General features: G+C 65.5%; 22 protein-coding genes. 11 read left to right on the plus strand and 11 right to left on the minus strand.

All coding sequences use genetic code 11. The annotated features are described in order from the left end of the window. Window positions 1-2 precede the first annotated feature (2 nt). Together HWX69_RS04360 and HWX69_RS04365 are read right to left on the minus strand one after the other, a co-directional pair. A complete protein-coding gene (locus tag HWX69_RS04360; RefSeq protein ID WP_178915880.1) occupies window positions 3-968 on the minus strand; it encodes an NADPH:quinone reductase in 966 nt (321 codons plus the stop codon). 48 nt (window positions 969-1016) lie between these two features. Next, a complete protein-coding gene (locus HWX69_RS04365) occupies window positions 1017-2222 on the minus strand; it encodes an MFS transporter (RefSeq protein WP_348642975.1) in 1206 nt (401 codons plus the stop codon). 123 nt (window positions 2223-2345) lie between these two features. On the opposite strand from HWX69_RS04365, the gene HWX69_RS04370 reads away from it, so the two are divergent. Next, window positions 2346-3776 carry an amidase gene (locus HWX69_RS04370; RefSeq protein ID WP_178915881.1) on the plus strand — a complete coding sequence of 477 codons (1431 nt, stop codon included), beginning with the start codon at window positions 2346-2348 and terminating at the stop codon, window positions 3774-3776. A gap of 12 nt (window positions 3777-3788) precedes the next feature. Here the strand turns inward: HWX69_RS04370 and HWX69_RS04375 are convergent, their stop codons facing one another. Both HWX69_RS04375 and tcuA read right to left on the minus strand, forming a co-directional pair. Then, window positions 3789-4325 carry a pyridoxamine 5'-phosphate oxidase family protein gene (locus tag HWX69_RS04375; protein WP_246286407.1) on the minus strand — a complete coding sequence of 179 codons (537 nt, stop codon included), beginning with the start codon at window positions 4323-4325 and terminating at the stop codon, window positions 3789-3791. 52 nt (window positions 4326-4377) lie between these two features. After that, the gene (gene tcuA / locus HWX69_RS04380; RefSeq protein WP_178915882.1) at window positions 4378-5781 is read right to left on the minus strand and encodes an FAD-dependent tricarballylate dehydrogenase TcuA; all 1404 of its coding nucleotides are present in this window, start codon (window positions 5779-5781) and stop codon (window positions 4378-4380) included. A gap of 122 nt (window positions 5782-5903) precedes the next feature. Between tcuA and HWX69_RS04385 the strand changes: the two genes are divergently transcribed. Continuing rightward, window positions 5904-7733, plus strand: coding sequence for an FAD-binding protein (locus HWX69_RS04385; RefSeq protein ID WP_178915883.1), 1830 nt, complete (start codon window positions 5904-5906; stop codon window positions 7731-7733). On the opposite strand, the gene HWX69_RS04390 is transcribed toward HWX69_RS04385, so the two are convergent. The 4 genes from HWX69_RS04390 to HWX69_RS04405 form a co-directional block, all read right to left on the minus strand. Beyond that, window positions 7727-9199, minus strand: a complete 1473-nt coding sequence (locus HWX69_RS04390; protein WP_178915884.1) for an acetyl-CoA hydrolase/transferase C-terminal domain-containing protein — start codon at window positions 9197-9199, stop codon at window positions 7727-7729. The genes HWX69_RS04385 and HWX69_RS04390 overlap by 7 nt on opposite strands. After that, window positions 9196-9753 (minus strand): MaoC family dehydratase, encoded by a 558-nt coding sequence (locus tag HWX69_RS04395; protein ID WP_178915885.1) that lies wholly within the window; start codon window positions 9751-9753, stop codon window positions 9196-9198. Before HWX69_RS04395 ends, HWX69_RS04390 begins: the two co-directional genes overlap by 4 nt. A gap of 106 nt (window positions 9754-9859) precedes the next feature. Further along, the gene (locus HWX69_RS04400) at window positions 9860-11500 is read right to left on the minus strand and encodes a thiamine pyrophosphate-binding protein (protein WP_178915886.1); all 1641 of its coding nucleotides are present in this window, start codon (window positions 11498-11500) and stop codon (window positions 9860-9862) included. Window positions 11501-11542: 42 nt separating this feature from the next. After that, a complete protein-coding gene (locus tag HWX69_RS04405) occupies window positions 11543-13036 on the minus strand; it encodes an aldehyde dehydrogenase (protein WP_178915887.1) in 1494 nt (497 codons plus the stop codon). A 110-nt stretch (window positions 13037-13146) separates the two neighbouring features. Here HWX69_RS04405 and HWX69_RS04410 point away from each other — a divergent pair, with 110 nt between their 5' ends. After that, window positions 13147-13785 (plus strand): RraA family protein, encoded by a 639-nt coding sequence (locus tag HWX69_RS04410; RefSeq protein ID WP_178915888.1) that lies wholly within the window; start codon window positions 13147-13149, stop codon window positions 13783-13785. Here the strand turns inward: HWX69_RS04410 and HWX69_RS04415 are convergent. After that, on the minus strand, window positions 13782-14969 hold the full coding sequence (locus HWX69_RS04415; protein WP_178915889.1) for a CaiB/BaiF CoA transferase family protein: 1188 nt from the start codon (window positions 14967-14969) through the stop codon (window positions 13782-13784). The genes HWX69_RS04410 and HWX69_RS04415 overlap by 4 nt on opposite strands. Before the next feature lie 100 nt (window positions 14970-15069). Here HWX69_RS04415 and HWX69_RS04420 point away from each other — a divergent pair, with 100 nt between their 5' ends. From HWX69_RS04420 to HWX69_RS04435, 4 genes are read left to right on the plus strand one after another with little or no spacing between them, the layout of a single operon-like run. After that, on the plus strand, window positions 15070-16068 hold the full coding sequence (locus HWX69_RS04420) for a hypothetical protein (protein ID WP_246286409.1): 999 nt from the start codon (window positions 15070-15072) through the stop codon (window positions 16066-16068). A 56-nt stretch (window positions 16069-16124) separates the two neighbouring features. Then, window positions 16125-16730 carry a UGSC family (seleno)protein gene (locus HWX69_RS04425; protein ID WP_178915890.1) on the plus strand — a complete coding sequence of 202 codons (606 nt, stop codon included), beginning with the start codon at window positions 16125-16127 and terminating at the stop codon, window positions 16728-16730. Next, complete coding sequence (locus tag HWX69_RS04430) at window positions 16731-17729, plus strand: hypothetical protein (protein WP_178915891.1); 999 nt, start codon at window positions 16731-16733, stop codon at window positions 17727-17729. It abuts the gene before it with no gap. Between the two features lie 43 nt (window positions 17730-17772). Continuing rightward, complete coding sequence (locus tag HWX69_RS04435; RefSeq protein ID WP_178915892.1) at window positions 17773-18192, plus strand: universal stress protein; 420 nt, start codon at window positions 17773-17775, stop codon at window positions 18190-18192. 56 nt (window positions 18193-18248) lie between these two features. Here HWX69_RS04435 and HWX69_RS04440 read toward each other — a convergent pair whose 3' ends face one another. Continuing rightward, a complete protein-coding gene (locus HWX69_RS04440; RefSeq protein WP_178915893.1) occupies window positions 18249-20336 on the minus strand; it encodes a TRAP transporter permease in 2088 nt (695 codons plus the stop codon). A gap of 219 nt (window positions 20337-20555) precedes the next feature. On the opposite strand from HWX69_RS04440, the gene HWX69_RS04445 reads away from it, so the two are divergent. From HWX69_RS04445 to HWX69_RS04460, 4 genes are all read left to right on the plus strand, one after another. Beyond that, window positions 20556-21302: an SDR family oxidoreductase gene (locus tag HWX69_RS04445; RefSeq protein ID WP_178915894.1), complete on the plus strand. Its 747-nt coding sequence runs from the start codon at window positions 20556-20558 to the stop codon at window positions 21300-21302. Window positions 21303-21368: 66 nt separating this feature from the next. Next, complete coding sequence (locus tag HWX69_RS04450; protein WP_178915895.1) at window positions 21369-22526, plus strand: TAXI family TRAP transporter solute-binding subunit; 1158 nt, start codon at window positions 21369-21371, stop codon at window positions 22524-22526. A 93-nt stretch (window positions 22527-22619) separates the two neighbouring features. Then, on the plus strand, window positions 22620-23336 hold the full coding sequence (locus HWX69_RS04455; protein WP_178915896.1) for an SDR family NAD(P)-dependent oxidoreductase: 717 nt from the start codon (window positions 22620-22622) through the stop codon (window positions 23334-23336). Between the two features lie 42 nt (window positions 23337-23378). After that, window positions 23379-24842 (plus strand): aldehyde dehydrogenase family protein, encoded by a 1464-nt coding sequence (locus tag HWX69_RS04460; RefSeq protein ID WP_178915897.1) that lies wholly within the window; start codon window positions 23379-23381, stop codon window positions 24840-24842. 6 nt (window positions 24843-24848) lie between these two features. Here the strand turns inward: HWX69_RS04460 and HWX69_RS04465 are convergent, their stop codons facing one another. Continuing rightward, window positions 24849-25625, minus strand: a complete 777-nt coding sequence (locus tag HWX69_RS04465) for an enoyl-CoA hydratase/isomerase family protein (protein ID WP_178915898.1) — start codon at window positions 25623-25625, stop codon at window positions 24849-24851. Window positions 25626-25700: the final 75 nt, after the last annotated feature.

Here is a 25700-nt window from a genome sequence, read left to right on the forward strand (position 1 = left end):
CGTCAGACCGTCACGACCAGTTTACCGACGAAACTGTCCTCCAGAATCGCGCGGTGCATCTCGGCGGCCTCGTCGAGTTCGTAGCGGTGGTGGATTCGGGGGTCGAGGTCGTCACGGGCAACGAGCTTCAACACCGACGACAGCGGCTCGGCAATCCGCGGCGTGTCGGGCCGCGAGGCGAGGTTCGACATGTTCATCATGTGCAGCGAGAGGTTCTTCCCGCGGCCTTCGCGCGTTCCCTCGAAGGGGCCGTCCTCGCCGGCGTACTGGACGATGCGGCCGCCGAAGGCGGCGATGTCGATGTCGAAGCCGAGGTACTCGCCGATTCGGTGGTCGAGAACGACGTCTGTCGGCCGGTCGACCGCTCCCCGGAGGTCGGGGTCGTCGTATCTGAGGACGGTGTCGGCGCCGAACTCCCTGGCGGCGCGTTCGGCGTCTTCGGAGCCGACCGTCGTCATCGTGTCGGCGCCGAGCGCCGCCGACAACTGCACCGCGAGGTGGCCGACGCCGCCGGTCCCGCCGTGGACGAAGCAGGTCTCGGCCGGCTCCAACCCGGCGTGGTCGACGAGCGCTCGCCACGCCGTCACGCCGGCGAGTGCGGCTGCGGCGCCGGCTTCGAACGACACCGCTTCGGGCAGCGTCGCGACGATGTCGGTCGGAACCACGACGTACTCGGCGAAGGAGCCCTGCTGGAAGCGGTCGGTGTGGAGGCCCGTACCGCACACGCGGTCGCCGACTTCGAAGGCGGTCACGTCGTCGCCGACCGCTTCGACGACGCCCGCGAAGTCCGACCCCGTCGTCTTCGGGAGGTGTTTCGGCCCCCACTTCCGCCGTTTGGCGTCGGTCGGGTTGATGCTGGCCGCCCGGACGGCGACCAGCAGTTCGTCGTCGTTCGGCCTCGGTCGGTCGATGTCTTCGAGTCGAAGTACCGACGGGTCGCCCGCTTCGTGGTATCGAACTGCTCGCATACCTCCAGAGGCGGCCGCCGGACGCATAGGTGTTGCTCCCCCGGCGGGCTATCGGTCCGGGATACGGAGGCTGAGAAGCGAGACCGCCGCCGCGACGACGGCCAACACGAGGAACCCCTCGTCGAAGAACCCGCGGTCGGCGAAGGCGCCGAACAGGAGTGGACTCGCCGCGCCCAGTCCCATGTAGACGGTTCGAATCGCGCCCAGTCCCGTCCCGCGCATGTCCCGCGGCAGCGCCGCCGTGATGTACGATAGCGTCACCGTCGCCTGCCCGAGCAGGCTGCTCAACACCGCGGTTGCAGCGACGACGGCCCAGAACGACTGGACGAACGACACGGCGACCATGCCGACGGCGGTCAGCCCCATGAGCACCGGGAGGATGCGGTTGAGGCCGATGCGGTCGTAGGCGTTGCCCGACAGCGGCTGGACGAGGATGCCGGTCGCGAAGAACAGCGCGAACAGTCCCGCAGCGGTCGACGGTGAGAACTCCTTGACCTCTATGAGATACGTCGGATAGAAGCCGGTGAACGCCTGCCAGATGCTGTATCCGAGGATTTGCAGGAGGCCGACCAACAGAATCGCCGGCCGCGAAATTTCCTCGAAGATGTAGCGTGCGGCGTCGACGGAGATGCTGTCGATGGCGCTTTCGTCGTCGGCCGCCCGCTCGGGAACGAACAGCCAGAGACTGACACCCACGAGCGCGAACAGGGGGACGGCGATGCCGAAGCCGAGTTGCCACGCGATGGCGGCGGCGACGACGCCCGCGATAGCCGGCATGACGACGTTGCCAGCCTCGCCGGCGGCCATCGTCACTCCGATGGCCGAGCCGTCCTTGTCGGGGTATATCTCTGAGAGGGCAGTGAACCGCGAGACGCCGTACAGCGCCGTCCCGAGGCCGAACAGCGTCGTCGCGCCGAACAGTATCGGCGCCGAGGTGGCCGCCGCGACGAAGGCGATGGTGACCGCCGAGATGACCGTACTGATGACGAGGATGCGCCGTTCGCCGAACTTGTCGGCGAGGATGCCGCCCGGCAGCTGTCCGACGGCGTAGGCCATCCACAGCAGGCTCAACAGGAACCCCGCGGCCGTGAGGCTCAGGCCGTAGGCCTCCCGAAGGTTCGGCAACAACACGGGGTAGGTGAGACGGACGCCCATCGAGAGGAACCACCCGCCGGCGATGGCGACGAGCGTCCGACTCCGGCCGTCGTTCCAGACGGCACGCACTCTCTCTTCGACCGTTGCTGTGTCTCCCACGGCTGATGACTCCGTCCTACACGTTTCCGGAGTCGGGTGATTATAACTCCTGAGGGGGAGCATGTTGCCGGTACTTCTTCGCGCGTCCGAGGGTTTATCGCCCTCTGCGTCGGTTGCTACCGCATGGACGCCGAGCAACGCCTCGAGACGCTCATCGACGAGTTCGGTCTCTCGGCCGACGAGGAGACGAAAGCCGCGACGCTTCGCTACGCCGAGGAGTTGGCGTCGTACACGGACCGGTGGGACCGCTCGCGGGCGGTCGAACCACGGGGCCACTGGGCCGACGACGAGTACAACGCGCTCCTCGACATCTACGACGAACCGCGGCGGCGACGCGAGGACGGCCCGCTGTCGGGACTGTCGTTCGTCCTGAAGGACAACATCGCCGCCGAGGGACTGCGAATGACCTGTGGCTCGCAATCCTTCGAGACAGTCTCGGCGGCCGACGCGACGGTCGTCGACCGCTTGCTCGACGCCGGCGGCAGTGTTCTCGGGAAGGCCAACATGGACGCCTTCGCCTTCGGTCCCGGCGGCCTGTGGAGCGAACGCGGACGGGTCCGGAACCCCATCGATGCCGAGCGGATTCCGGGCGGCACCTCCAGCGGCTGTGGTGTCGCCGTCGCTTCGGGGTTGGCCGATGCCGCCCTTGGTTCGGATACGGGCGGTAGCGTCCGGTCGCCGGCGGCCTGCTGTGGCGTCGTCGGCATCAAGCCGACCCACGGACTCGTCTCCCGGTACGGCTTCGTCGAGAACGTCCCCTCAGCCGACACCATCGGTCCGCTGGCCCGCGACGTGGAAACCGCCGCCCGCGTCCTCGAAGCGATTCGCGGCCCCGACGTTCGGGACCCGACGACCAGCGCCGTCGAACTGCCGCCGCTGGACCGCGACATCGAGGAGTTCGATGCGCTCCGAATCGGCGTCCTCGACCTCGCTCCGCACGGCGTCTCCGAGGCCGTCGTCGAGGCTATCGACGACTTCGCGGCCGACCTCGACGACGAACCCGAGGTATTCGTCGGGTCGGTCGACCTCGATATGGAGGACATCGAGGAGGCGTACTCGGTCATCTCCGGGGCGGAGTTCGCGTGGCTGCTCCGGCAGGCCTTCGCCCAGCGCGGCGGCGTGCCGACCCTTCCGGAGATGGCCGGCCGCATCGACGGCTCGCTGTTCACCGACCACGTCGCCGAACGGCTGCTCCCGGGGGCCTATCTGGACGCCGCGACCGATGGTCGGGCCTACGCGCTCGCCCAACAGCAGGTCGTCGCGTTCAAGCGGGCTCTCGCCGAGCGATTCGAGCGATTCGACGTGCTTCTCACGCCGACGCTGCGGACGCTGCCGCCGAAACCCGACCAACTGCGGAACTCCGAGGGCGGCTTCAAATACACCATCGCCAAGCAGTTCAGCCTCGCGGGGATTCCGGCGGTGTCGGTCCCCTTCGCCGAACGGGAGGGCCTGCCGGTGAGCGCCCAACTGCTCGCCCCGCAGTTCGAAGACCGGACCGCAATTCGGGCCGCACGACTCGTCGAGACCCTCGGCGAGTGGTCTCACGAACAGTGAGGAAGATACCGCTCAGTCGTCGTCGGGTGCCGCCGCGCCCATATCGTCGGGCAGGCCGTACCTGAACGGCATTCCATCCGGCGCGTCCTCGTCGGCCAACCGCGAGGCGTCGAGTTTCCGGTTGTCCCACGTGACGGTGTGGACCGGTTCGATGTCGAACCAAATCCAGCCGTCGCGTTTGGCGTACACCTTCTTGACCACGTCGGGAATCTCGCCGTCGTAGAACCGCTCGACCCACGCGTCTTCCAGTTTCGAGCGTTTCTCGGCGTCGGTGACGACCGTCGCGTAGCCGTGGACGAAGACGCCCCGAAGCGAGGTGTAGCTCTCGCCGTCGTCCAGCGTGAGTCCCACCCGGTTGTCGTGGAAGACGTTCTTGCTCTTGCGCTGGCTCGGGTGGGTGAGCACGTAGAAGTGGCCGTCGTCCAGTCGAGCGAAGCCCACCGGCGCGACGTGGGGCCAGCCGTTTTCGGAACCCGTCGCCAGATACAGCGTTCGCTGGTCGTCGAGAAACGCCTCCAACTCCTCGTCGTCCATGTTCATCCCTCGCATACGACTCCGTGAGTGGCGGTCGTACAAAGAGGTATCCGTAGGGTGGCGGGGCCTACTCGCTGACGAACTCGGCCGCGTTCTCGCCGGCGATTTTCCCGAACACCGCGGCGTTCGTCAGCCCCGTTCCGCCGGGGTAGTTGTTGTAGAAGAGGCCGCCGGTGGAGTTGCCCGCGGCGAACAGTCCCGGAATGACCGTATCCGTCGTGTCGAGCACCTCCGCTTCCGGCGTGATGCCGACGCCGCCGAAGGCGAAGGTCATCCCGCCGGTGACGGGGTAGCCGGTGTACGGCGGGTCGTCCAGCGGGAGCGCCCAATTGGACTTCGGCGGGGTCACGTCGGTCGCCTCGTTGCCGTCGAGGCTGTTCGCTTCGTAGCGCTCGAAGGCGTCGTCCTCGCAGGCCTCGTTGTACGCCTCGACGGTCTCGACGGCGCGGTCGACGTCCTCGATGCCGAGGCGGTTCGCGAGCGCCTCGATGGAGTCGGCGGTCATCGACCGCGAGGGACCCATGTGCGCCACGTCGTCGACGACTTTCGAGTCGACGATGATGAACGCCTCGTGGTAGGGCTGTTCGAAGATGCGGCGGCCGAACTTCGCGTAGGTGTGAGCGCGGGCGTCCTCGCCCTCGTCGACGAAGCGCTCGCCGTCGTGGTTGACGATGAGGCCGTACTGGTAGCCGTCGATGCGGGTGATGCCACCCTCCACGTCCGGCGACCCGGCGTCGATGAGCGCCATGTGGGCGTCGCCCCACTCGCCGTCGGATTTGGCGCCGACGTCCATCGCGGCCTCGATGGCCTCGCCGGTGTTGTACCGGCTGCCGCGGACCTTCATGTTACCGTAGCCGGGGCCGTAATATCTGGTCCGTTTCTCCTTGCTGGAGCCGTAATCGCCCGCCGCGAGGACGACGGCGTCGCCCTCGAAGCGGACGCGGGAGCCCTCGAGGAACCCTTCGACGCCGGTGACGGTGCCGTCGTCGTCCCGGACGAGGTCCTGTGCTTCCGCACGATAGTAGATGTCGGCACCCTCCGATTCGAGGATGTCTATCAGTTCCGTCACCATGTCGGCGCCGTGGAGCCAGACGCGCCCGGCGGTGTACCCGGAGTGTGGCGCCTGATACTCCCATTCGAGCCCCTTGTGGGTCAGCCACTCGAAGGTCTCGGCGGCCTCCCGGGTCACCGTCTTCGCGAGGTCCTCGTCGGCGCGGTAGTTGGTGACCTTCATGATGTCGGAGTAGAAGTCCGAGGCCGTGTAGTCGGGGACGTTGAACTCGACGTCGAGGTCGATGTCGGCCGTCGGGATGCGGAACGATTCGGTGAACTGCGTGTGGCCGCCGCGGTGTTCTTCCGGTGCCTTCTCCAGTATCGCCACGTCGGTGTCCTCCTCGGCGAGACGGAGGCCGGCGGCGAGACCGGCGATACCACAGCCGACCACGACCACGTCGTACTCTTTGTGCTGCATGGGCTGGTAACTCTACTTCCAACTCCACGAGACGACATAAGGAGATTACTATCGCGGTCGGTGTCTCCCCTACTCGCCGCAGGACCGTACGTTAAAGTCGTGTGGTTGCCAAGGAACCACACATGATTTCCCACGACGTAGTGGTCGTCGGCGGCGGCGGCGCCGGTCTCCGTGCGGCCATCGCGGCCCACGAGGCCGGCGCGGACGTCGCCATCGTCTCGAAGTTGCATCCGGTTCGGTCCCACACCGGCGCGGCGGAGGGCGGCATCAACGTCTCGCTACACGACGACGACTCCGACGAACTGCACGCCTACGACACGATGAAGGGGTCGGACTACCTCGGCGATGCTCCCGCTATCGAGACGCTGGCTCGCGACACTCCCGAGGAAGTCATCCAACTCGAACACTGGGGGATGACCTTCTCGCGGGACGACGACGGCGGCATCGCCCAGCGGTATCTCGCCGGCCACTCCGCGCCGCGGACGACCTACGCCGGCGCCGAGACGGGCCATCACCTCCTGCACACGATGTACGAGCAGGTCGTCAAACGCGGCATCGAAGTGTACGAGGAACGGTACGTCCTGGAGTTGGCCGTCAGTGGCGAGGCCGACTCCGAGGACCGGGCGTGTCACGGCGTCGTCGCCTACGACATCAAATCCGGCGACATCGAAGGGTTTCACGCCCGAAACGGCGTCGTCCTCGCGACGGGCGGCCTCGGGCAGGTGTACAACCACACGACGAACGCCGTCGCCAACACCGGCGACGGCCCGGCGATGGCCTACCGCGCCGGCGTGCCGCTGGAGGACATGGAGTTCATCCAGTTCCACCCGACGACGCTCCCCTCGACGGGGGTGCTCATCTCCGAGGGCGTCCGCGGGGAGGGCGGCATCCTCTACAACAGCGAGGGCGAGCGGTTCATGTTCGAGTACGGCTACGCGAGCAACGCCGGCGAACTCGCCTCTCGCGACGTGGTTTCGCGGGCGGAACTCCTCGAAGTACAGGGCGGTCGCGGTATCGACGACGAGTACGTCCACCTCGATATGCGCCACCTCGGCGAGGAGCGCATCAACGACCGCCTCGAGAACATCGTCCACCTCGCGAAGGATTTCGAGGGCGTCGACCCCGTCGAAGAACCGATGCCGGTCAAGCCCGGCCAGCACTTCGCGATGGGCGGCATCGAAACCGACGAGAACGGCCAGACGTGTATCGGCGGCCTCTACGCCGCCGGCGAGTGCGCCTGCGTCTCCGTCCACGGTTCGAACCGTCTCGGCGGCAACGCCCTCCCCGAACTCATCGTCTTCGGCGCGCGAGCGGGCCGCCACGCCGCCTCGGGTGACCGCCGGCCGGCGGAGATTCCCACTGGCGTCGGCGCCCGGACGGAAACCGGCACCGTCGACGCCGCGGTCTCGCTCGGCCAACCGGACGGTGCGAGCGTCGCGACCGACGGCAGCACCGACGCTGCCGCAACCCCCGAAGCGGTCATCGAACGCGCCGTCTCGACCGCTCGCACTCGCGTCGAGGGGTTACTCGAACGCGACGGCACCAACCACGCCGAAATCCGGGCGGACCTACAGGACGCGATGGAGGAACACGTCAACGTCTTCCGGAACCGCGAGGGGCTTCTCGAGACGCTGGAGACGATTCGGGAGTGCCGAGAGCGCTACCGGAACGTCGCTGTCGCCGACCCCTCGCGGACGTTCAACACCGACCTCATCCACACCATCGAGACGCGCAACCTCATCGATGTGGCCGAAACCATCACCCTCGGCGCGCTCGTCCGCGAGGAGTTCCGCGGCGCCCACTGGCGGCAGGAACACCAGGCACGCGACGACGAGGCGTGGCTCAAACACACGCTGATTGCCTGGAACGACGGCTCTCCCGAGTTGTACTTCAGCGACGTGCTGTTGGACGGCGACATTCAGACGTACGAACCGAAAGTGCGGAGTTACTGAACGTCGAACCCGTCCGGCCACTCGACCGCCCGCTGGAGGTCGTGGGGGATGTGACCGCCCTGCTCTTTTGCGGCCTCGAAGTACTCCCACAGCGCCGGCTCGAACGAGGGGTGGGCGCAGTTCTCGATGATTTCCTCGGCGCGTTCGACCGGCGAGGTGCCCCGGAGGTCGGCGACGCCCTGTTCGGTGACGACGACGTCGAGGTCGTGTTCCGTGTGGTCGACGTGGAAGGCCATCGGAACGATGCGTGATATCTCGCCGCCCTTCAGCGTCGAGGGGAGCGCACACACCGACACGAGGGAGTTGCGGTTGAAGTCGCCCGACCCGCCGACGCCGTTGATGGCCTTCGACCCGCGGACGTGCGTGGAGTTGGCGTGACCGTAGATGTCGACCTCGATGGCGCTGTTGACGCCGACGACGCCGAACTGGTTGATGAGGCGAGCGTCGTTGGACACGTCGGTTGGCCGCAACACGATGTCTTCGGCGTAGCCCGAAACGTCCTCAAACAGTCGCTGTTGGCCCTCGTCGGTGAGCGCGAGCGTCGTCGCGCTGGCACACTCCAGTCGGCCCGCATCGAGCATGTCCAGCAGGCCGTCCTGAATCACCTCGCCGAAGTAAATCACGTCCCGGCCGGCGAAATCGAGGTCGATGAGTTCGCCCATCAACGCGTTCCCGAGGCTGCCGACGCCGAACTGGAGGTACAGTTCATCCTCGAAGACGGGCGTTCGCTCCATCTCCTCGGCGAGGAAGGACCCGAAGTTCCGGGCGATGGCCTTGTCGTCGTCGGTCGGGTCACGGAACGTGTACGTCGAATCGGGTCGGTCGGTCTCGACGACGGCGAGGAGTTTCCCGGGGTCGAAACGGACCTTCGCGTCGCCGATGCGGCCGTCCGGCTCGGACAGCGGAATCGGCTCGCGGTCCGGCGGCGCGTCGGGGCGGTACACGTCGTGGACTGCCTGCAGTTCGAGCGGTTGATTGTGGTTGACCTCGACGATGAGTTCGTCGGCGGCATCGACGAAGGCGGGGGTCTGACCGATGGATGTGGAGGGAATCAGCCAGTCCTCGCCGACGGCGACGGCTTCGACGATGGCCACGTCGGGGTCGACCAACCCTCCGTACTGCACCTCGTCGCCCAGCGAGGAGACGTTGCGGTCGCTGAAGGCGATTTCGTTGCTGTTGACCTTCTCGCGGGCCTCCGGCGTCGACTGATACGGGTACCGCCGGGCGATGGCGTCGGCCTCGACGAGGGCGGTGTCGATTTCCTCGCCGACGCTGCCGCCGCTGACGACCGTGAGTTCGAGGTCACGCCCCGAGTCGGCCAGCGCCAGCGGCAGGGCTTTCGGGTAGCCGACGCTCCCGAACCCGCTGACGAGGACGACCGCGTCGTCGGAAACGAGGTCGACCGCGTCGTCGGCCTCGGCCATCGGCAACTCGCCCGCGTAGCGCTCGGTGACGCGGTCGCTCATTCTAGGTCCTCCGGTTGGGTGCCGATGCCCTCGGGCCAGCCGGTCGGTTGGGCTGCCGTCGGTTGGGCGTGTTCGCGTTTTAGCACCATCGGCGTTCGCTCCAAGGACAACACCAACTCGTCGTCCTGATTGTACGCTCGGAGTTCGGTCGTGACGATACCGACGTGGTCCCGCGAACTGCTCTCGCGTTTCTCCGTCACTTCGCTTTCGACGAAGATGGTGTCGCCGTGGAAGACGGGGCCGTGGTGGCGCACCTCGTCGTATCCGAGGTTGGCGGTGGCGTTCGCGCTCACGTCGATGACGCTCATGCCGACCGCCAAGGCGATGACGAACGTGCCGTTGACGAGGCGTTCGCCGAACTCCGTCTCGGCGGCGTAGGCCTCGTTGAAGTGCATCGGATTGGTGTTCATCGTCACGTTCGTGAACCACACGTCGTCGGTCTCGGTGACCGTCCGTCCGTAGGGGTGCTTGTAGATGTCGCCGACCGAGAAGTCCTCGTAGTAGCGCCCTTCCCAGCCCTGTACCAGTCGTCGTTGGGTGTCTTGTTCAGCCATGGGTTGTCGTGTGCGTCTCCGTCGCCGCGTGCCGCGTCGCGGTCGTCGCGTGTTCCGTCACGGTTGTCGGTGTGTGTTTCCGTCGAACCGTAAATAAACGTGCGGGTCAGTACGGCGGGAATCCCGGCCGGGAGACCTCGGGAATCGTCCGTGCGTCGAGGACGAGCGGCACCTCGGGGTCGGAGTCGAGGAACTCCTCGACGACGTCGAGGTCCTCCGGCGAGCGAACGACCGCACCCTCGGCGCCGAACCCTTCGGCGACTTTCACGAAGTCGGCGCTGTCGTACGTACTCGCGGTCTCCCGCTCGTAAATCATGTTCTGGCGGTGTCGGATGATGCCGTAACTCCGGTCGTTGAGTATCGCGACGATGACCGGCAGACCGAGTCGGACACCGGTCTCTATCTCCTGTATCACTTGCAGCAGCGCGCCGTCGCCGGTGTAACAGACGACCGTCTTCTCGGGGGCGGTCGCCTGTGCGCCCAGAGCGGCCGGCAGGGAGTAGCCCATCGTCCCGAAGTTGCCGTTGACGAGCATCGTTCCGTCCTCGCCGATGTCGTGGAAGACCGCGGGGAATCCGGTGTTGTTGCCCGAATCGACGGTTACGATGGCGTCGTCGGGGACGCGTTTCGAGAGTTCGACGGTGAACTCGCCGGGGTCGATTTCGTCGGGTCGCTGCTCGAAGCCGTCGGCCCACGGGAACGGCGCCTCGGCGATGGTCTCCTCGACCGCTGCCGCGCGGTCGGGGTTCGCCTCGATTCGGTCGGTCAGCGCCTCGACGGCACGGCGAGCGTCGGCAACCATGCCGACGGTCGGGATTTGGTGTGTGGCTATCGACTCCTCGTCGATGTCGATTTGAATCACGTCGGCGTCGGCGTACAACTCGCCGTAGCGGGTCGTCTTCCCGGAGAGTCGTGCGCCGACGATGACCGCCACGTCGGCGTCCCACAGCAGTTCGTCGTTGGCCGGCGACATGAACGTCCCCGAGATGCCCGACACGAAGGGGTGAGACTCCGACAGGACGCCGCGGCCGAAGTACGTCGTCGCGATTGGCGCGCCGATTTTCTCGGCGAACTCCGCCAGCGCGTCGCCGGCGTTCGAGCGCATCGCGCCGCCACCGGCCAACACGACGGGGTGGTCGGCGTCGGCGAGCAGGTCGACGGCCTCGTCCAGTCGGTTCTCGTCGGGCGCGATACGCTGGCGTGGCCGGGGCACCGGCGTGTACTCGGTTTCGGGGGCGGGCGCTTCCTGTACGTCGGTCGGCACCTCGACGATGACGGGCCCGCTTCGGGTTCGCGCGCGGTCGAACGCTCGCGAGAGCACTTCAGGAATCGTCTCGGCGGTCTCGATGCGCGTCTGATACGTCGAAATCGGCTTCGAGAACGCGGGGTGGTCGAGATACTGCAGGGAGGTCTCCCGGCCGGCGATACCGGTGTCGCCCACGAGGACGACGATGGGCACGTTGTCGCGGTCGGCGGCGGCGATGCCCGTCGCGCCGTTCGTGAGGCCGGGGCCGTGCGTGAGCGTACACACCGCGACGCCGTGACGGGTTCGGGCGTGGCCGTCGGCCATCGAGACGGCGGCCTGCTCGTGGCGGGCCTGCTTGAACGTGAGGTCGCTCTCGTTGAGGCTGTCGATGAGGTGGGCGTTACCCTCGCCGATGATGCCGAACACCGAGTCGACGCCCTCCGCCGAAACGGCGTCGAGGACGTAGCTACTGCCGGTGGCTTCCGGGCCGGATTCTACCATACCTCCCCCGAAGTGACGTGTCCCCGTTATCGTTTCGGTCGGTTAGCCGAGTTTGAACGGGTCGTCGACGGAGCCGGATTCGTCGACCCAGACGGTCTTCGTCCGGCGGTACTCCTCGATGCCCTCTTTGCCGTTCTCCCGACCGAGACCGCTGTCCTTGTAGCCGCCGAAGGGTGCGTTGTACGACAGCGTCCGGTACTCGTTTATCCAGACCGTGCCGGCCTCGACTCGGTTGGCAAAGCGGCGGGCCTGCCGCATGTCCTCGGTCCAGACGCCGGCCGCCAGTCCGAAGTCGGTGTCGTTTGCGAGTTCGATGACCTCCGCCTCCTCGGAGAAGGTGATGACGCTGGCGACGGGGCCGAAGATCTCCTCGCGAGCGACGGTCATCTCGTTGTCCACGTCGGTCAGAATCGTCGGCTGGAGGAAGCACTCACCCGGCAAGTCATCGGGCTGCTCGCCGCCGAAGGCCAGCGTCGCACCCTCTTCGACGCCGGTCTCGATGTAGGACACGTCGGTCTCCCACTGGTCGCGGAAGGCGACCGGTCCCATCTCCGTTTCCGGGTCCAGCGGATCGCCCAACTCGATGGCTTCGGCCCGACTCGTGAAGCGGTCGACGAACTCGTCGTGAACGTCCTCGTGGACGAACACGCGCGAGCCGGCGAGACAGGTCTGGCCCGTCGCCGCGAAGATGCCCTTGATGACGCCGTTGATGGCGTTGTCGAGGTCCGCGCTCGGGAAGACGACGTTGGGGCTCTTCCCGCCCAACTCCAGTGAGGCGGGAATCAGCGCCTCGCCGGCGGCCTTGCCGATGTGTCGGCCGACGCCGGTGGAGCCGGTGAAGGCGAGTTTGTCCACGTCGTCGTGGGTGATGAGCGCCTCGCCGGCCGTCGACCCGCCGCCGGTGACGACGTTGTAGACGCCCGCCGGCAGGCCGGCCTCCTCGTGGAGCAACTCCGCGAACCGCAGCGCGCTCACCGGCGTGTAGGAACTCGGCTTGTGGACGAAGGTACAGCCGGCGGCGAGCGCCGGCGCGAGTTTGAACACGGTCAACAGCAGCGGGGAGTTCCACGGCGTTATCGCGCCGACGACGCCGCGTGGCTCCTCGCGGACGTAGGTGAACATCTCCCCGCCTTTGCTCTCGACGGGAATCGTCCGCCCCTCGTGGGTTCGACACTGGCTGGCGTAGTAGCGGAACCACTCGCCGAGGCCGCCCATCTGGGAACTCATCTCCCGAATCAGTTTACCGTTCTGTCGGGTCTCAAGTTCCGCGAGTTCCTCGGCGTGGTCGTCGATGGTGTCGGCGATGTCGTGGAGTATCGACGCCCGCTCGCTCGGCAACAACCCTCGCCACTCGTCGGATTCGAAGGCCGACCGCGCCGAGGTGACCGCCCGGTCGATGTCGGCGTCGGTGCCGTCCGGAACCGTCGCCCACACCGACCCGTCGTAGGGAAACGACACCTCGATGCGCTCGTCGCTCTCGGAGGCCGTGTACTCGCCGTCGATGAACTGTTCGTACTCTGTGGGTTGGTCTGCCATACCGTCCGTTCCGGTCGAGCGATGATAGGTGTTTTCACCGTTCCGTCATCGGTCGGAACGGCCACGCGACGAGGGATACCTATAAGCCGCCGCACGCAACAGACGAGTACATGGCATCGAGTATCACGGACGTGTACAGCATGTTCGACACCAGCATCGTCTCCGACGCTTTGGACAAACACGACATCGACGGCGTCATCACCGGCCTGCCGCCGGCGGCGCCCGACCAGACGACGGTCGGCCGCGCCCACACGATGCGCTTCGAGTTGGTCGACGACCCCGGCGAGCGGACGAACTTTCCCTACGCGATGTTGAACGAACTCCGCGAGGACCGCGTCCTCGTCATCGACGGCGTCGGCCCCGACATCTCCTGTTGGGGTGGCAACGCCTCCCGACTGGCCGAGAACGCCGGCGTCGCCGGCATGGTCATCGACGGTGGCTACCGCGACATCCCGGAGATTCGTGAGGGGTCGTTCCCGGTGTTCGCCCGCCAGCCGACGCCGAAATCCGGCCAGCGTCGCCTCACCGTCGAGGCAGTCGGCGAACCGCTGGATATCGACGGCGTGACGGTGAACCCCGACGACCTCATCGTCGCCGACGCGACGGGCGTCGTCGTCGTCCCCGCCGAACAGGCCGCCGAGGTCGCCGAAACCGCCGAGGCGACGCTCCGCGAGGAGCTACTCGTCGAGCGAAAAATCGAAACCGGGGCGACGGTCGCCGACCTCCAGGGCGACGACCACGAGTTCTAGAAGACGCCCTTCTCTTTCAGTTCCTCGTACTCCGCCTCGGAGTAGCCGAGGCGCTCACACATCACCTTCCGGGTGTCTCGCCCCTTCGTCGGCGACGGTTCGATGTCGGGGAGCTCCGACCCCGAGAACCGAATCGGGATGCCGGGCACCGATATCTCGCCGTAGTCGGGGTGGTCGATTTCGTTTATCATCTGTCGCTCCTTGAGGTGGGGGTCGTCGGCGACCTCGTCGAGTTCCTTGACCGGGCCGCAGGGGACGCCGGCGTCGAGCAGGATTTCCTCGATGTCGTCGCGCTTGCGCTCGATGGTCCACTGCTCGACCAGTTCGTCGACTTCGTCGAGGTGGTTCGACCGTTTGACGTTGCTCTCGAATCGAGGGTCGTCCTTCAAATCCTCCCGGCCGATGACCTCCAGAAGCGAGTGCCAGTGCTGGTCGGTGACGCCGAAGATGGCGATGTAGCCGTCGGCGGTCTCGTAGACGTTGTAGGGGCTTTGGGCGAGCCCGCTGTGGCGGTTGCCGGTCCGCGGCGGCACGTCGTCGTCGTTGAAGTGCGCCGCCATCGGCGACATCAGCGTCGGGAACACCGAATCGTGCATGCTCACCTCGACGAACTGGCCCTCGCCGGTCAACTCCCGTTCGTACAGCGCGCCGAGGATGCCAGCAAGCAGGTGGATGCCGCCCATGAAGTCGCCGACGGCGATGCCGGCTTTCGTCGGCGGCCCGTCCGGAAAGCCCGTCACGTCCATCACGCCGCTGATGGCCTGAATCGTGAGGTCCATCGCGGGGTACTCGTTGTAGGGGCCCTCCTCGCCGAAGCCGCTGCTGTGGGCGTAGATGAGTTCCGGGTTTATCTCCGAGAGTTCCTCGTAGCCGAGGCCGAGGCGCTCCATCGCTCCGACCGAGAAGTTCTCGACGAGGATGTCGGCGTCCTCGATCAACTCCTCGAAGATTTCCTTTCCCTCCTCGGTCTTGAGGTTGAGTGTCATTCCCTCCTTGTTGGAGTTGAGCATCACGAACTCCGGGGCCTCGCCGTCGTCGACGCGGGCCCGAAGCGGTTCGCCGTGTGGCGGTTCGATCTTCGTGACGTCCGCACCCATATAGGAAAGCAACAGAGAGCAGTAGGGGCCGTTGTATATCTGCCCGAGGTCGACTACGTCGATGCCGTCCAGTAACTGGTCGCTCATACCTTCGAAGGGGGTAGTGAATCTATTAAGCTTTTGCCGTGGCTTCGCTCGCCGAGGGAGTGGCGGAACAGGTATGGGCCGTCGGGTGCACGGTGTGTGTATGGCTACCGTTCCTTCTCCGGACGGGCTACCGGTCGTCGACCCCACGCGCGAGCGCGTCGAGCGGTTCCTCGAAGCCGCCGATGTCGCAGGCGAGGACCGCCTCGGTCCCTTCCCGTTGAGCGAGCGGTCGGCGACGATGGAGACCCTCGCGGCGAACGCGGTGATGGCCGGCTGTGAGGCGTCGTCCTTCCCGGTGGTGTTGGCCGCCCTCGAAGCGTCGCTGGAGCCCGAATTCAATCTCTACGGGACGCTCGCGACGACGGAGCCACACTGGCCGATGGTCGTCGTCAACGGACCGATAGTCGAGGAACTCGACATCAACGGCGGTGCCAACGCCTTCGGTCAGGGGTCGAAAGCAAACGCGACCATCGGGCGGGCGCTCACCTTCGTCTACATGAACGTCGCCGGCGCGACGCCGGGGCCGACCGATAAGGCGACCCACGGCGGGCCACACAAGTTCGGATTGTGTGTCGCCGAGAACGAAGCCGAGAGTCCGTGGGAACCGTTGGGCGTCGAGCGTGGCTTCGAGGAAGACGATAGCACCGTCACGGTGTTGACGACCGAGGCGCCGCACAACATCAACGACCACGTCGCCGACAGCGCTGCTGGCGTCCTCACGACGGCCGCAAACAGCATGGCCGTCCTCGGGGCGAACACGACGTATCTCTCCGAGCGGGCCGAACCGTGTCTCGCGCTGTCGCCGGAGCACGCGGCGACTATCGCTCGTGACGGCTACTCGAAAGACGACGTCAAGCGGTTCGTCTACGACCACGCACGGGTTCCACACGAGGAACTCCGCGACCAGGGAATGTACGACACCCGCGACGGAAGCCGACCGCGGCACGTCCCGGCATCGGAACTCGACGACGACGCCGGCGTCCCCATCTGTCGTTCGCCGGAGGCCCCCGTCGTCTTCGTCGCCGGCGGCGCGGGGCGACACTCGCTTTTCCTGTCCTCGTTCGGCGACAGTCGGTCCGTGACCTGCCGGATTCGATAGCCCCTGCCCCCCGTGCTAGGCAAATTTTATTGCCCGTGAATGGAGATAGGTAACGGATGACAGACCAAGACGAAGAGATTCTCAACCCCTTTGCCGACGAAGTCGAGGCGAAAGGCACCGTACTGGCCGACCGACTGTCGACCGTCGGCGACGCCCGAATCGGGCTGTTCTCGAACACGAAGAAGAACGCCGACCACTTCCTGCGAGAGGTCGGCGAGCGACTCGAAGCCGACCACGCTGCCGAAGTGTCCGAGGTCGTCTACAAGGACGTGGCGACGAGTGCGGCCGACGAAGCCGTCTACGAGGAGTTGCGGGAATACGACGCGGTCCTCATCGCCTACGGCGACTGTGGCTCCTGTTCGTCGTGGACGATGCACGACGCCTTCCAACTCGAGGAGGCCGGCGTCCCGACCGTCGTCTTCTGCACCGAGGAGTTCACCACCCTGTGTCAGTACGAAGCCGAAAATCAGGGCGTTCCCGGCCTGCCAATCGTCGAAATCGAACACCCGATCGCTGACCTCTCCCCGGAAGCGGTCGCGAGTGACCGCGTCACCGACGACATCCTCACGGCGGTCACCGAGGCGCTGACCAACGACGCAGGGGAGCTGCTGGACCTGTACAAGGGCAAATACACCGACGCGGCATCGAGCGAACTGGCCTGAATGTCCGAGATAGATTCACCCGACGGACTCCCTATCGTCCAACCCACCCGCAAGCGAGTCGAGGCGTTTCTCGATTCGGTTGACCGCGACCCATCCGAGACTGTCGGGGAGGTCCCGCCTGCCTACCGGAGTGTCTCGGTGCAGAAGGCGGCTGCCAACGCGGTGATGGCCGGCTGTGAGGCGTCGTACTTCCCGGTGGTGCTGGCGGCGCTGGAGGCGACGCTGGAACCCGAGTTCAACCTCTACGGTGCCCTGGCGACCACCCACCCCTGTTGGCCCGCCGTCATCGTCAACGGGCCGATAGTCGAGGAACTCGACATCAACGGCGGCGCGAACGCCTACGGCCAGGGGTCGAAACCCAACGCGACCATCGGGCGGGCGCTCACCTTCGTCTACATGAACATCGGCGGCGCCGTCCCCGGACAGGGTGACAAGGCGACCCACGGTGGCCCACACAAGTTCGGCCTGTGTGTCGCCGAGAACGAAGCCGAGAGTCCGTGGGAGCCGCTGCACGTCGAACGCGGCTTCGACGAAGACGAAAGCGCCGTCACCGTCGTCGCCTCGGAGTCACCGCACAACATCAACGACCACGTCGCCGACAGCGCTGCCGGCGTCCTCACGACGGCGGCCCACACGATGGCGACGGTCGGAACGAACCTCGCGTACCTCAACGAGCGGGGCGAACCGCACCTCGTGTTGTCGCCGGAGCACGCGGCGACTATCGCCCGCGACGGCTGGTCGAAAGACGACGTCAAGCGGTTCATCCACGACCACGCCCGGATCCCGATGTCGGAGCTCCGCGACCAGGGGATGTTCGACGAGGCCGGCGGCGGCTGGCCGACCCACTCCCAGGGACTCCGGGAGTACCAGAAAGTCGGTCTCGCGGCCAACCCCGAGAACGTCCTCGTGACCGTCACCGGCGGCGCGGGACGACACTCACTGTTCCACCCGAGTTTCGGCGACACTGAATCGGTGACGAAGGCGATTCCCGAACGCTGACCGCGGGTATACTTTTATATCGCTGGCCTCACTCCGTTGAGGTATGTTCACAGTGATACTGGCGACTGATGGTCACGAAGAGCGCGTGATGGCCCAGGCGGAGGCCGTCGCGAACTACCCCTGTGCGAGCGAGGAGATCGAAGTGGTCGTCATCAACGTCGCAAAGGAGATTCAAAGCGACGAAGGCGGGAAAATCAACATCGAGGAGTACGCCGACATGCCCGAGAGCGCAGAGAGCGCACTGTCGTTCTTCGAGTCGGAGGGCATCGCCGCCGAAGCCCAACAGCGAAGCGGCGACCCCGCCGAAGAACTCGTCCGGGCGACCCGAGAACTGGACGCAGACCAGATCGTCCTCGGCGGCCGTCGGCGCAGTCCCGTCGGGAAAGCCGTCTTCGGTAGCGTCGTTCAGGACGTCATCCTCGAAGCCGACTGTCCGGTCACGACGATTAACGGCCCGAAGTAACGCGGGACTGACGACTGTTCTCGGAGCGATTCGAAAACGGAAACCCGAGTACCGAGCTACTGCAGCACTTTCGTGACGTATCGTCGGACGCCGTCGAAGGTGCCTCGCTGGAAGAACATCCCGACAGCGACGACGATGAGCGCTGCGCGAATGAGTTGGTCGGCGACCGGAATCAGGGGGGCAAACAGGATGCCGGCGCCGACCAATCCGATGCCGATTCTGAATGGCCAACTGAGGTCGCCGTTGAGGTAGTTGATGCTCGCGATGGACAGACACACCATCCCGAGGAACAGCACCGGGAACAGCATCGCCGTCTCGGGGAACGACCAGTACATGATGGCGTCGTTGATGACGAACACGTACGGGAGCAAGAACAGCGGCATCCCGAGAATGAGCGACTTCCCGGCGACGCGCCAGAAGTTCCCCTTCGATATTTCGGCGGTGATGATACAGGCGATGGCGACCGGCGGCGTAATCGCCGAGAGGATGGCGAAGTAGAACACGAAGAAGTGCGCCGTCTCCAGGCGGATACCGAGGTTCACCAGCGCGGGTGCGATGAGCAACACGGCGACGATGTACGCCGCGACGGTCGGCATCCCGAGCCCGAAGAGGATGGCTGCGAACATCGCGAAGAACAACAGCAGGGCCAACTCGCCGCCCGACAGCGAAATCAGGCTCTGGGCGAGCGTCTGGGTAAAGCCCGTCTGATTCAACACGCCGACGAAGATGGCGATGACCGCGACGGCCATCGTAATCGGCGCCGCGTTGCTGATGCCCAGTCGGCACCCCTCGATGGTGTTCTCGACGAAGTTCCTGACTGCGTTCTTCTTGTCGTCCTCGAAGTACAGTCCCTGTGCGAGCGCGACGGGGAATATCGCAAGCGTCGAGAAGAACCCGGCGTACACCGGGTCGTACTGGAGAACGACTAGCGTGTACACGAGGATGGACACCGGTATCCAGAGGTACATCCCTTTAATGAGCGAACTGAGGAACGACGCCTGACTCGCTTCCGCGAGCACCGACACGTCGCTCGGCGCGCTCGCCGTCCCCATCGAAATGTCCTCGATGGTCCTGTCTTCGTCTTCGGGCTCGTCTTCCTCACTGCCGCTCCCGACGTCTTCGAGGTTGGTCAGCCCGGCGCCTTCCTTCAGCGTAATCATGTGGACTGCCACGGCGATGGTGCCGTAGAACAGCAGCGCCGGCAACAGCCCGATGGTGATGATGTGGAGGTAACTCGTCCCCGTGATTTCCGCCATGACGAACGCCGCCGCGCCCATGATGGGCGGCATAATCTGTCCGCCGCTGGAAGAGACGGATTCGATGGCCGCGGCGGTTTCGTTGCTGATGCCCTGGTCCTTCATCAGCGGAATCGTGAACGCGCCCGTCGTCGCGGCGTTTGCGGCCGCACTCCCGTTGACCGACCCCATGGCGACGCTCGTGACGACCGCCGTCTGGGTGATGCCGGATTTGACGTAACTCCCGACCTTCGCCCCGATTCTGACGAAGTAGTCCATCGCGCCGTAGGCTTCGAGGAACGCCGCGAAAATGATGAAAATCACGATGTAGGTCGCGGCGACCTGTACGAGGGTGTCGTAGACGCCCGCGAACTCGACGGTCTGTGAGGTGACGAGCCGACGGAACCCGATGCCGCCGTGGCGGAGTATCGACGGGAAGTACGGCCCCGCGAGCGCATAGATGATACCGACGACACCGACCGCAGGTAGAATGTTCCCGAAGGCCCGGCGTGACTGGTCGATGATGAGGAGCAGAAGCAGGATGCCGACGTAGAAATCAACGTTGGAGTATACCCCGATGGAGAAGATCGCCAGCCGCTCGTAGTTCATCCACAGATAGATGGCGATCCCGGCGGACCCGACGAGTTCGACCGGCAAGATGAGGTAGTTATCGAGTACCTTGAGCCAGCCGTCCTCCCGAGTGACCTGCGGGTCGAACGACACCGCGACGATAGCGACCATCATGAACCCGAGGTGGATGACCAGATGCAGTTGCATCTCGATGCCGTAACTCTCGGCGAACCACAGGTGATAGATGACTCCGGCTATCCCGAGGAGAACTAAAAATATGTACTTGGCTGTTAGCAACGGTTCCTCTGTGTTTAGCCAGGCTGGTCGGGAAGTTTCCATGGCGTGTGTTAATGAGTAACTGGAACGGGTGATATATTTGTCGGGAACTCTCAGACGGAGAACACAAATGCCGTCGTCGGGCGATTTTATCGGGTTCAAGTCCGGACGAGGTTATTTGCGCTTCGGGATGGATGGCTCAGAAGGCGAGACCACGCCGTATGTCGTTCCGTGGTACCGTGCCGCGAAGACTTATGACGACACCCCGGGTACAACGGCTGTATGCAATTGAACCTGGACGGCAATGCAGCGTTAGTCATCGCATCGAGCAGCGGTCTCGGGAAGGCGTCGGCGGCCTCCCTTGCGGAGTCGGGCGTCGACGTGGTCATCAACGGCCGCGACGAGGAGCGCCTCGAGTCGGCCGTCGAGGAACTACGGGAGACGGCAACGGGACGAGTCGTCGGCTGTGCGGGCGATATGACCGACGCCGACGACATCGCTCGGCTGGTCGAGACAACCGTCGAGGAGTTCGGCCGCCTCGACCATCTCGTCACTAGCGCTGGCGGCCCGACGCGGTACGCCTTCGCCGAAACCGAGGACGACGACTGGTACTACGCCTACGACATGCTCGTGATGAGCGTCGTCCGGGCGGTTCGGGAGGCGATGCCGCACCTCATCGAAGCGGAGGGCACCATCGTCAACATCACCTCGATGGTCACGAAGGAGGCCTCGGGAGCGAACGTCCTGTCGAGTTCGGTCCGGATGTGCGTCCAGGGGTTGGCGAAGGTGCTTTCGGAGGAACTGGCGCCCGAGGTTCGAGTGAACTCCGTCCTGCCGGGGCTGTACTACACGCCCCGACGCCACGACGCGGGGGAGGCCGGCGTCGACCTATCGGACGTGCCGCTCGACCGGATGGGGGAGGCCCGAGAACTCGGCGACGTGGTCGCGTTTCTCTCCTCGGGGTACTCCAGTTACCTCACGGGGGCAGCCATCCCCATCGACGGGGGCGCGCTCAACTCGACGCTGTAAAAACGCCACACAACTCGCCGGGGTACCCCAGTCTTTATATAATACTGTCTCTATGTATCGATGAGCATGGTAGATAGCAACAAATTCGACCGGCGGTCAGTCATTAAAACAGTCGGTGCCGGAGCAACCGCGGGGATGCTCGGCCTCGCCGGCTGTTCGGGCAACGGCGGCGGCAACGGCAACGGGAACGGAAATGGCAACGGTAACGGCAATGGTGGTGGAAACGGCGACGGCAATGGCGACGGCAACGGCGGCGGCAGCGAGTCGGTGTCTTGGACCATCGGTACCAGCGGTGAGGAGACGGCGACCCACGCCTCCGGTGTCGCGTTCTCCTCGGTGATGAACGAGAACTCCGACCTCATCGAGATGAGCGCCCAGACGACGGGTGGTACCACGGCCAACAACCGTCTCATCGATCAGGGTGAGATCGACATCGCCCAGTCGACGCACAACCTGCTGTGGCGTGCCAACCGCGACGCCGGCCCGTACGCCGACCCGCCGATCGAGAAGACCATCTGTCAGACGTTCTCCTACATGACGCTGGACATCTTCCTCGTCAAGCGGCAGGAGGCCTCCGACCTCGAGGGCGTCACTCAGGTCGCGGACCTCCCGGAAGGGACCAGCATTTCCTTCGGCCCGCGTGGGACCAGTGCGTGGGACGCGGCCAACGACGGTCTGAGTATCCTCGGCGTCGATGACTCCCGGGAGTACTTCGACGTGAGTACGATGGGGCTCGGCGACCAAGCCGACGCGATGAACGACGGCCGAATCGACGTCTGTACCTGTTACACCGCGAACCAGGAGACCCTCATCGGCTGGATTCAGCAACTCGACGCCCAAGTCGACGTCGACGTCCTCGAATGGGGCATCTCCGCCGACGATGCCTCCAGTGCTGACGTGCCCGTCTCCGTCGCCGAAGTGCCGGGCGACACGTGGAATCAGGAAATCACCCACGACCCCTACACGGCCCTGCCGCTGGGGTACACGACGGCCATCCCCGCGGATATCTCCGATGACCTCGTCTACGAGTACACGAAGGTCCTCATGGAGAACGTCCAACCCGTCCGCGACGCCAGCGCGGTTCTCTCGCGACACGGTCCCGACTTCGCGACGGAGTGGCTCCAGCCGGACGGCGTCCCCGTCCACCCCGGCGCCGAACAGTACTACAAGGACAACGACATGTGGGACGAGAATCTCACCACCCTCGACGAGTTCGAAGGCTGAGTCCGCGACTGTTCGACGCGTAGCAACCCGTTTTTTGATAGCTACTCCCGCAGCGACCGGTGAGTTATTGTACCTGACTCTCTACGTGTGCGTATGGCTCACACAGCAGTAGTCACCGGTGGGAGCGGCGGTATCGGACGCGCAACCGTCGAAGAACTCGCCGAGGACCACGACGTGGTCGTCCACTATTTCAGCGACGAGGCCGGTGCCGAGGCGGCCGTCGAGGCGGCCACCGACGCAGGCAGCGAGGCAATCGCGGTCCAGGCCGACGTGAGCGACCGCGAGTCGGTCGCCGACCTCTTCGCGGAAGCGCGCTCGGTGTTCGGCGGCGTCGACACCCTCATCAACAACGCGGCCGCGCCGCCGGAGTCGGGGTTCGAATCCCGCAGCGCCGAGAGCATCGACCGGATGGTCAGGGTGAACGTCAACGGTGTCATGTACTGCGCCCAGGAGGTCGTCGAGGGGATGACTGACCGTGGCTACGGCCGCATCGTCAACGTCGCCTCGACGGCCGGCCTCCACGGCAGCCCCTCCGACCCCGTCTACGGCGCGACGAAGGCAGCCGTCGCCGGCTTCACGCGCTCGCTGGCGAAGGCCTACACCGCGGACGGTATCCTGACGAACGCGGTGGCGCCGTCTGTGACCGACACGCCCCTGCTCTCGAAACAGCGCCGCGAGGAGGCCGCCGAACTGTTCCCCCAGAACCGCATCGCCGACCCCTCGGAGGTCGCCGACGCGATTCGGTTCCTCGTCTCGAACTCCTACGATTCCGGAAAGGTCATCGAGATCGCGGGCGGCCGGTATCTCTGACGGTGCGAAAGGTTGATTCTCCTGCCGGGCAACCGGTAGCACATGACTGGTCATAGCACGAGCACCGTCCAGCAGTTCGAGTTGTTCATCGACGGCGAATCCGTTCCGGCTGCTTCTGGCGAGACGATACCGATAATCGACTCCGCGACCGAGGAGGCCTTCGCCGAAGTCGCCGCCGGCGGCGCCGACGACATCGACCGCGCTGTCACCGCCGCCGAGGCGTCGACGACCGAGTGGCTCGGGATGTCGCCGCCGGAGCGCGGGCGCGTCCTCAATCGGGCGGCAGCGCTGATTCGGGAGAACAAGGACTCACTCGCGGAGTTGCTGACGCGGGAGAACGGCAAACCCATCTCGCAGGCCCGCACCGAAATCGAGGTCGGCGCACGCTACTTCGAGTACTACGCCGGCGCGACCGACAAGATTCAGGGCGAGACGATTCCGCTCGGCCGGGAGTACGTCGACTTCACCATCCGAGAGCCGCTCGGCGTCACCGGCCACATCGTCCCGTGGAACTTCCCGGTGTCGCTGTTCGCCCGGAGCGTCGCACCGTCGTTGGCCGCCGGCAACGCCGTCGTCGTGAAATCCGCCGAGCAGACGCCGCTGACCTCCGTCGAACTCGGGAAACTGCTCGACGAGGCGGGCGTCCCCGACGGCACCATCAACGTCGTCCCCGGCTACGGCGCCGACGCCGGCGCCGCACTGACGACCCACGCCGGAGTCAACGCAATCGCCTTCACCGGGTCGGTCCCGACCGGCAAAGAAGTCGCCGCGACCGCCGCGCGCCAACTGAAACACGTCCACATCGAGGCCGGTGGGAAGAACCCCAACGTCGTCTTCCCCGACGCCGACCTCGACGACGCCATCGAGGGGACGCTGATCTCGATTTTCACCCGGAACGCTGGACAGGTGTGTTCGGCCGGCGACCGCCTGCTCGTCCACGAGGACATCCACGAGGAGTTCCTCGACCGACTCGTCGACGCCGTCGAGGACCTGACTATGGGTCCGGGTCTGGAGGACCCCGACGTGGGCGCGTTGGTCTCCGAAGAGCAGTACGAGAAGGTCCGCAGCTACGTCGAAGTCGGCAAACAGGAACTCGGCGAACCGGTCGTCGACGGCGTGCCCGACGACGCCGACGAGACGACCGGCTACTTCGTCGGCCCGACGATTTTCGACGGCGCGAACAACGACCTCCGCATCGCGCGCGAGGAGATTTTCGGGCCGGTGCTCGCGGTGATTCCGTTCTCGACGGAGGAAGAAGCACTCGAAATCGCCAACGACAGCGACTACGGGCTGTCGGCGGGCATCTTCACGAACGACCTCGAACGTGCCCACCGCTTCGCCCGTGACGTCGTCGCCGGGCAGGTGTACGTCAACGAGTGGTTCGCCGGCGGCGTCGAGACGCCCTTCGGCGGCCACCGCGACAGCGGCTTCGGCCGCGAGAAGGGACTGGAGGCACTCGACCAGTTCACCACCACGAAGAACGTCTGTCTCAGTATCGGCGAGTAACGCAGCTTATCGGTTTTTGTACTCCGGTTCTCTGTCTTCGAGGAAGGCGTTCGCTCCCTCCTTCTGGTCGTCGGTGCCGAACAGGAACGCCCCGGCGAGACGCTCGTACTCCAGTCCCGCGTCGATGTCGAGGCTGCGCCGGATGGACTCCTTGGCGAGGCGCTGGGCGACCGGCGCCTTCGAGGCGAGGTCCTCGGCCATCGCGCGGACTTCGTCGTCGAACTCCTCGTCGGTGTAGACGTGGTTCGCGAGGCCGATTTCCTTCGCGTAGTCGGCGTCGATGATGCGGCCGGTGAGGATGAGTTCGCTGGCGATGCCCGCTCCGACGACCTGGACGAGTCGCTGGGTGCCGCCGCCGGCGGGGATGACGCCGATACCGACCTCCGGGAGGCCGAACTTCGCGTCCTCGGTCGCCAGTCGGATGTCGCAAGCCAGCGCGATTTCGGTGCCGCCGCCGAGGGCGTAGCCGTCGACCGCCGCGATGGTCGGCTTGTGGAGGTCGGCGACGTAGTTGTACAGCCCCTGGGCGTACTTCTCGGCGTACTCCATGCCGTCCATGTGGTCGAACTCGGCGAAGGAGTCGATGTCGCCGCCGGCGATGAACGAGCCGTCGCCGGCGCCCCGAAGCACGATTGCACGCACCTCGTCGTCTTCGCCGACCTCTTCGAAGGCCTCGTACAGCGCCTTCCGGGTCGGGATGTCCATCGCGTTGCGCTTCTCCGGTCGGTTGACGGTCACGGTCGCGATGCTGTCGTCTCGGTCGATGAGCACTCTGTCTGCCATCGTCCGATAATTGCGGTACGGCCATATAATTCTTCGTTAGCACTCCCCACGCGAAGGGGAATTTATTTCTCCTCA

The sequence above is a fragment of the Natronomonas gomsonensis genome (genome assembly GCF_013391635.1).
In the GTDB taxonomy this organism is placed as follows: Archaea; Halobacteriota; Halobacteria; order Halobacteriales; family Haloarculaceae; genus Natronomonas; species Natronomonas gomsonensis_A.

Coding starts and splice junctions, on each gene's coding strand:
- HWX69_RS04360 (WP_178915880.1), bottom strand. CDS start 968: ATGCGAGCAGTTCGATACCACGAAGCGGGCGACCCGTCGGTACTTCGA.
- HWX69_RS04370 (WP_178915881.1), top strand. CDS start 2,346: ATGGACGCCGAGCAACGCCTCGAGACGCTCATCGACGAGTTCGGTCTC.
- HWX69_RS04375 (WP_246286407.1), bottom strand. CDS start 4,325: ATGCGAGGGATGAACATGGACGACGAGGAGTTGGAGGCGTTTCTCGAC.
- tcuA (WP_178915882.1), bottom strand. CDS start 5,781: ATGCAGCACAAAGAGTACGACGTGGTCGTGGTCGGCTGTGGTATCGCC.
- HWX69_RS04385 (WP_178915883.1), top strand. CDS start 5,904: ATGATTTCCCACGACGTAGTGGTCGTCGGCGGCGGCGGCGCCGGTCTC.
- HWX69_RS04390 (WP_178915884.1), bottom strand. CDS start 9,199: ATGAGCGACCGCGTCACCGAGCGCTACGCGGGCGAGTTGCCGATGGCC.
- HWX69_RS04395 (WP_178915885.1), bottom strand. CDS start 9,753: ATGGCTGAACAAGACACCCAACGACGACTGGTACAGGGCTGGGAAGGG.
- HWX69_RS04400 (WP_178915886.1), bottom strand. CDS start 11,500: ATGGTAGAATCCGGCCCGGAAGCCACCGGCAGTAGCTACGTCCTCGAC.
- HWX69_RS04405 (WP_178915887.1), bottom strand. CDS start 13,036: ATGGCAGACCAACCCACAGAGTACGAACAGTTCATCGACGGCGAGTAC.
- HWX69_RS04410 (WP_178915888.1), top strand. CDS start 13,147: ATGGCATCGAGTATCACGGACGTGTACAGCATGTTCGACACCAGCATC.
- HWX69_RS04415 (WP_178915889.1), bottom strand. CDS start 14,969: ATGAGCGACCAGTTACTGGACGGCATCGACGTAGTCGACCTCGGGCAG.
- HWX69_RS04420 (WP_246286409.1), top strand. CDS start 15,070: ATGGCTACCGTTCCTTCTCCGGACGGGCTACCGGTCGTCGACCCCACG.
- HWX69_RS04425 (WP_178915890.1), top strand. CDS start 16,125: ATGACAGACCAAGACGAAGAGATTCTCAACCCCTTTGCCGACGAAGTC.
- HWX69_RS04430 (WP_178915891.1), top strand. CDS start 16,731: ATGTCCGAGATAGATTCACCCGACGGACTCCCTATCGTCCAACCCACC.
- HWX69_RS04435 (WP_178915892.1), top strand. CDS start 17,773: ATGTTCACAGTGATACTGGCGACTGATGGTCACGAAGAGCGCGTGATG.
- HWX69_RS04440 (WP_178915893.1), bottom strand. CDS start 20,336: ATGGAAACTTCCCGACCAGCCTGGCTAAACACAGAGGAACCGTTGCTA.
- HWX69_RS04445 (WP_178915894.1), top strand. CDS start 20,556: ATGCAATTGAACCTGGACGGCAATGCAGCGTTAGTCATCGCATCGAGC.
- HWX69_RS04450 (WP_178915895.1), top strand. CDS start 21,369: ATGGTAGATAGCAACAAATTCGACCGGCGGTCAGTCATTAAAACAGTC.
- HWX69_RS04455 (WP_178915896.1), top strand. CDS start 22,620: ATGGCTCACACAGCAGTAGTCACCGGTGGGAGCGGCGGTATCGGACGC.
- HWX69_RS04460 (WP_178915897.1), top strand. CDS start 23,379: ATGACTGGTCATAGCACGAGCACCGTCCAGCAGTTCGAGTTGTTCATC.
- HWX69_RS04465 (WP_178915898.1), bottom strand. CDS start 25,625: ATGGCAGACAGAGTGCTCATCGACCGAGACGACAGCATCGCGACCGTG.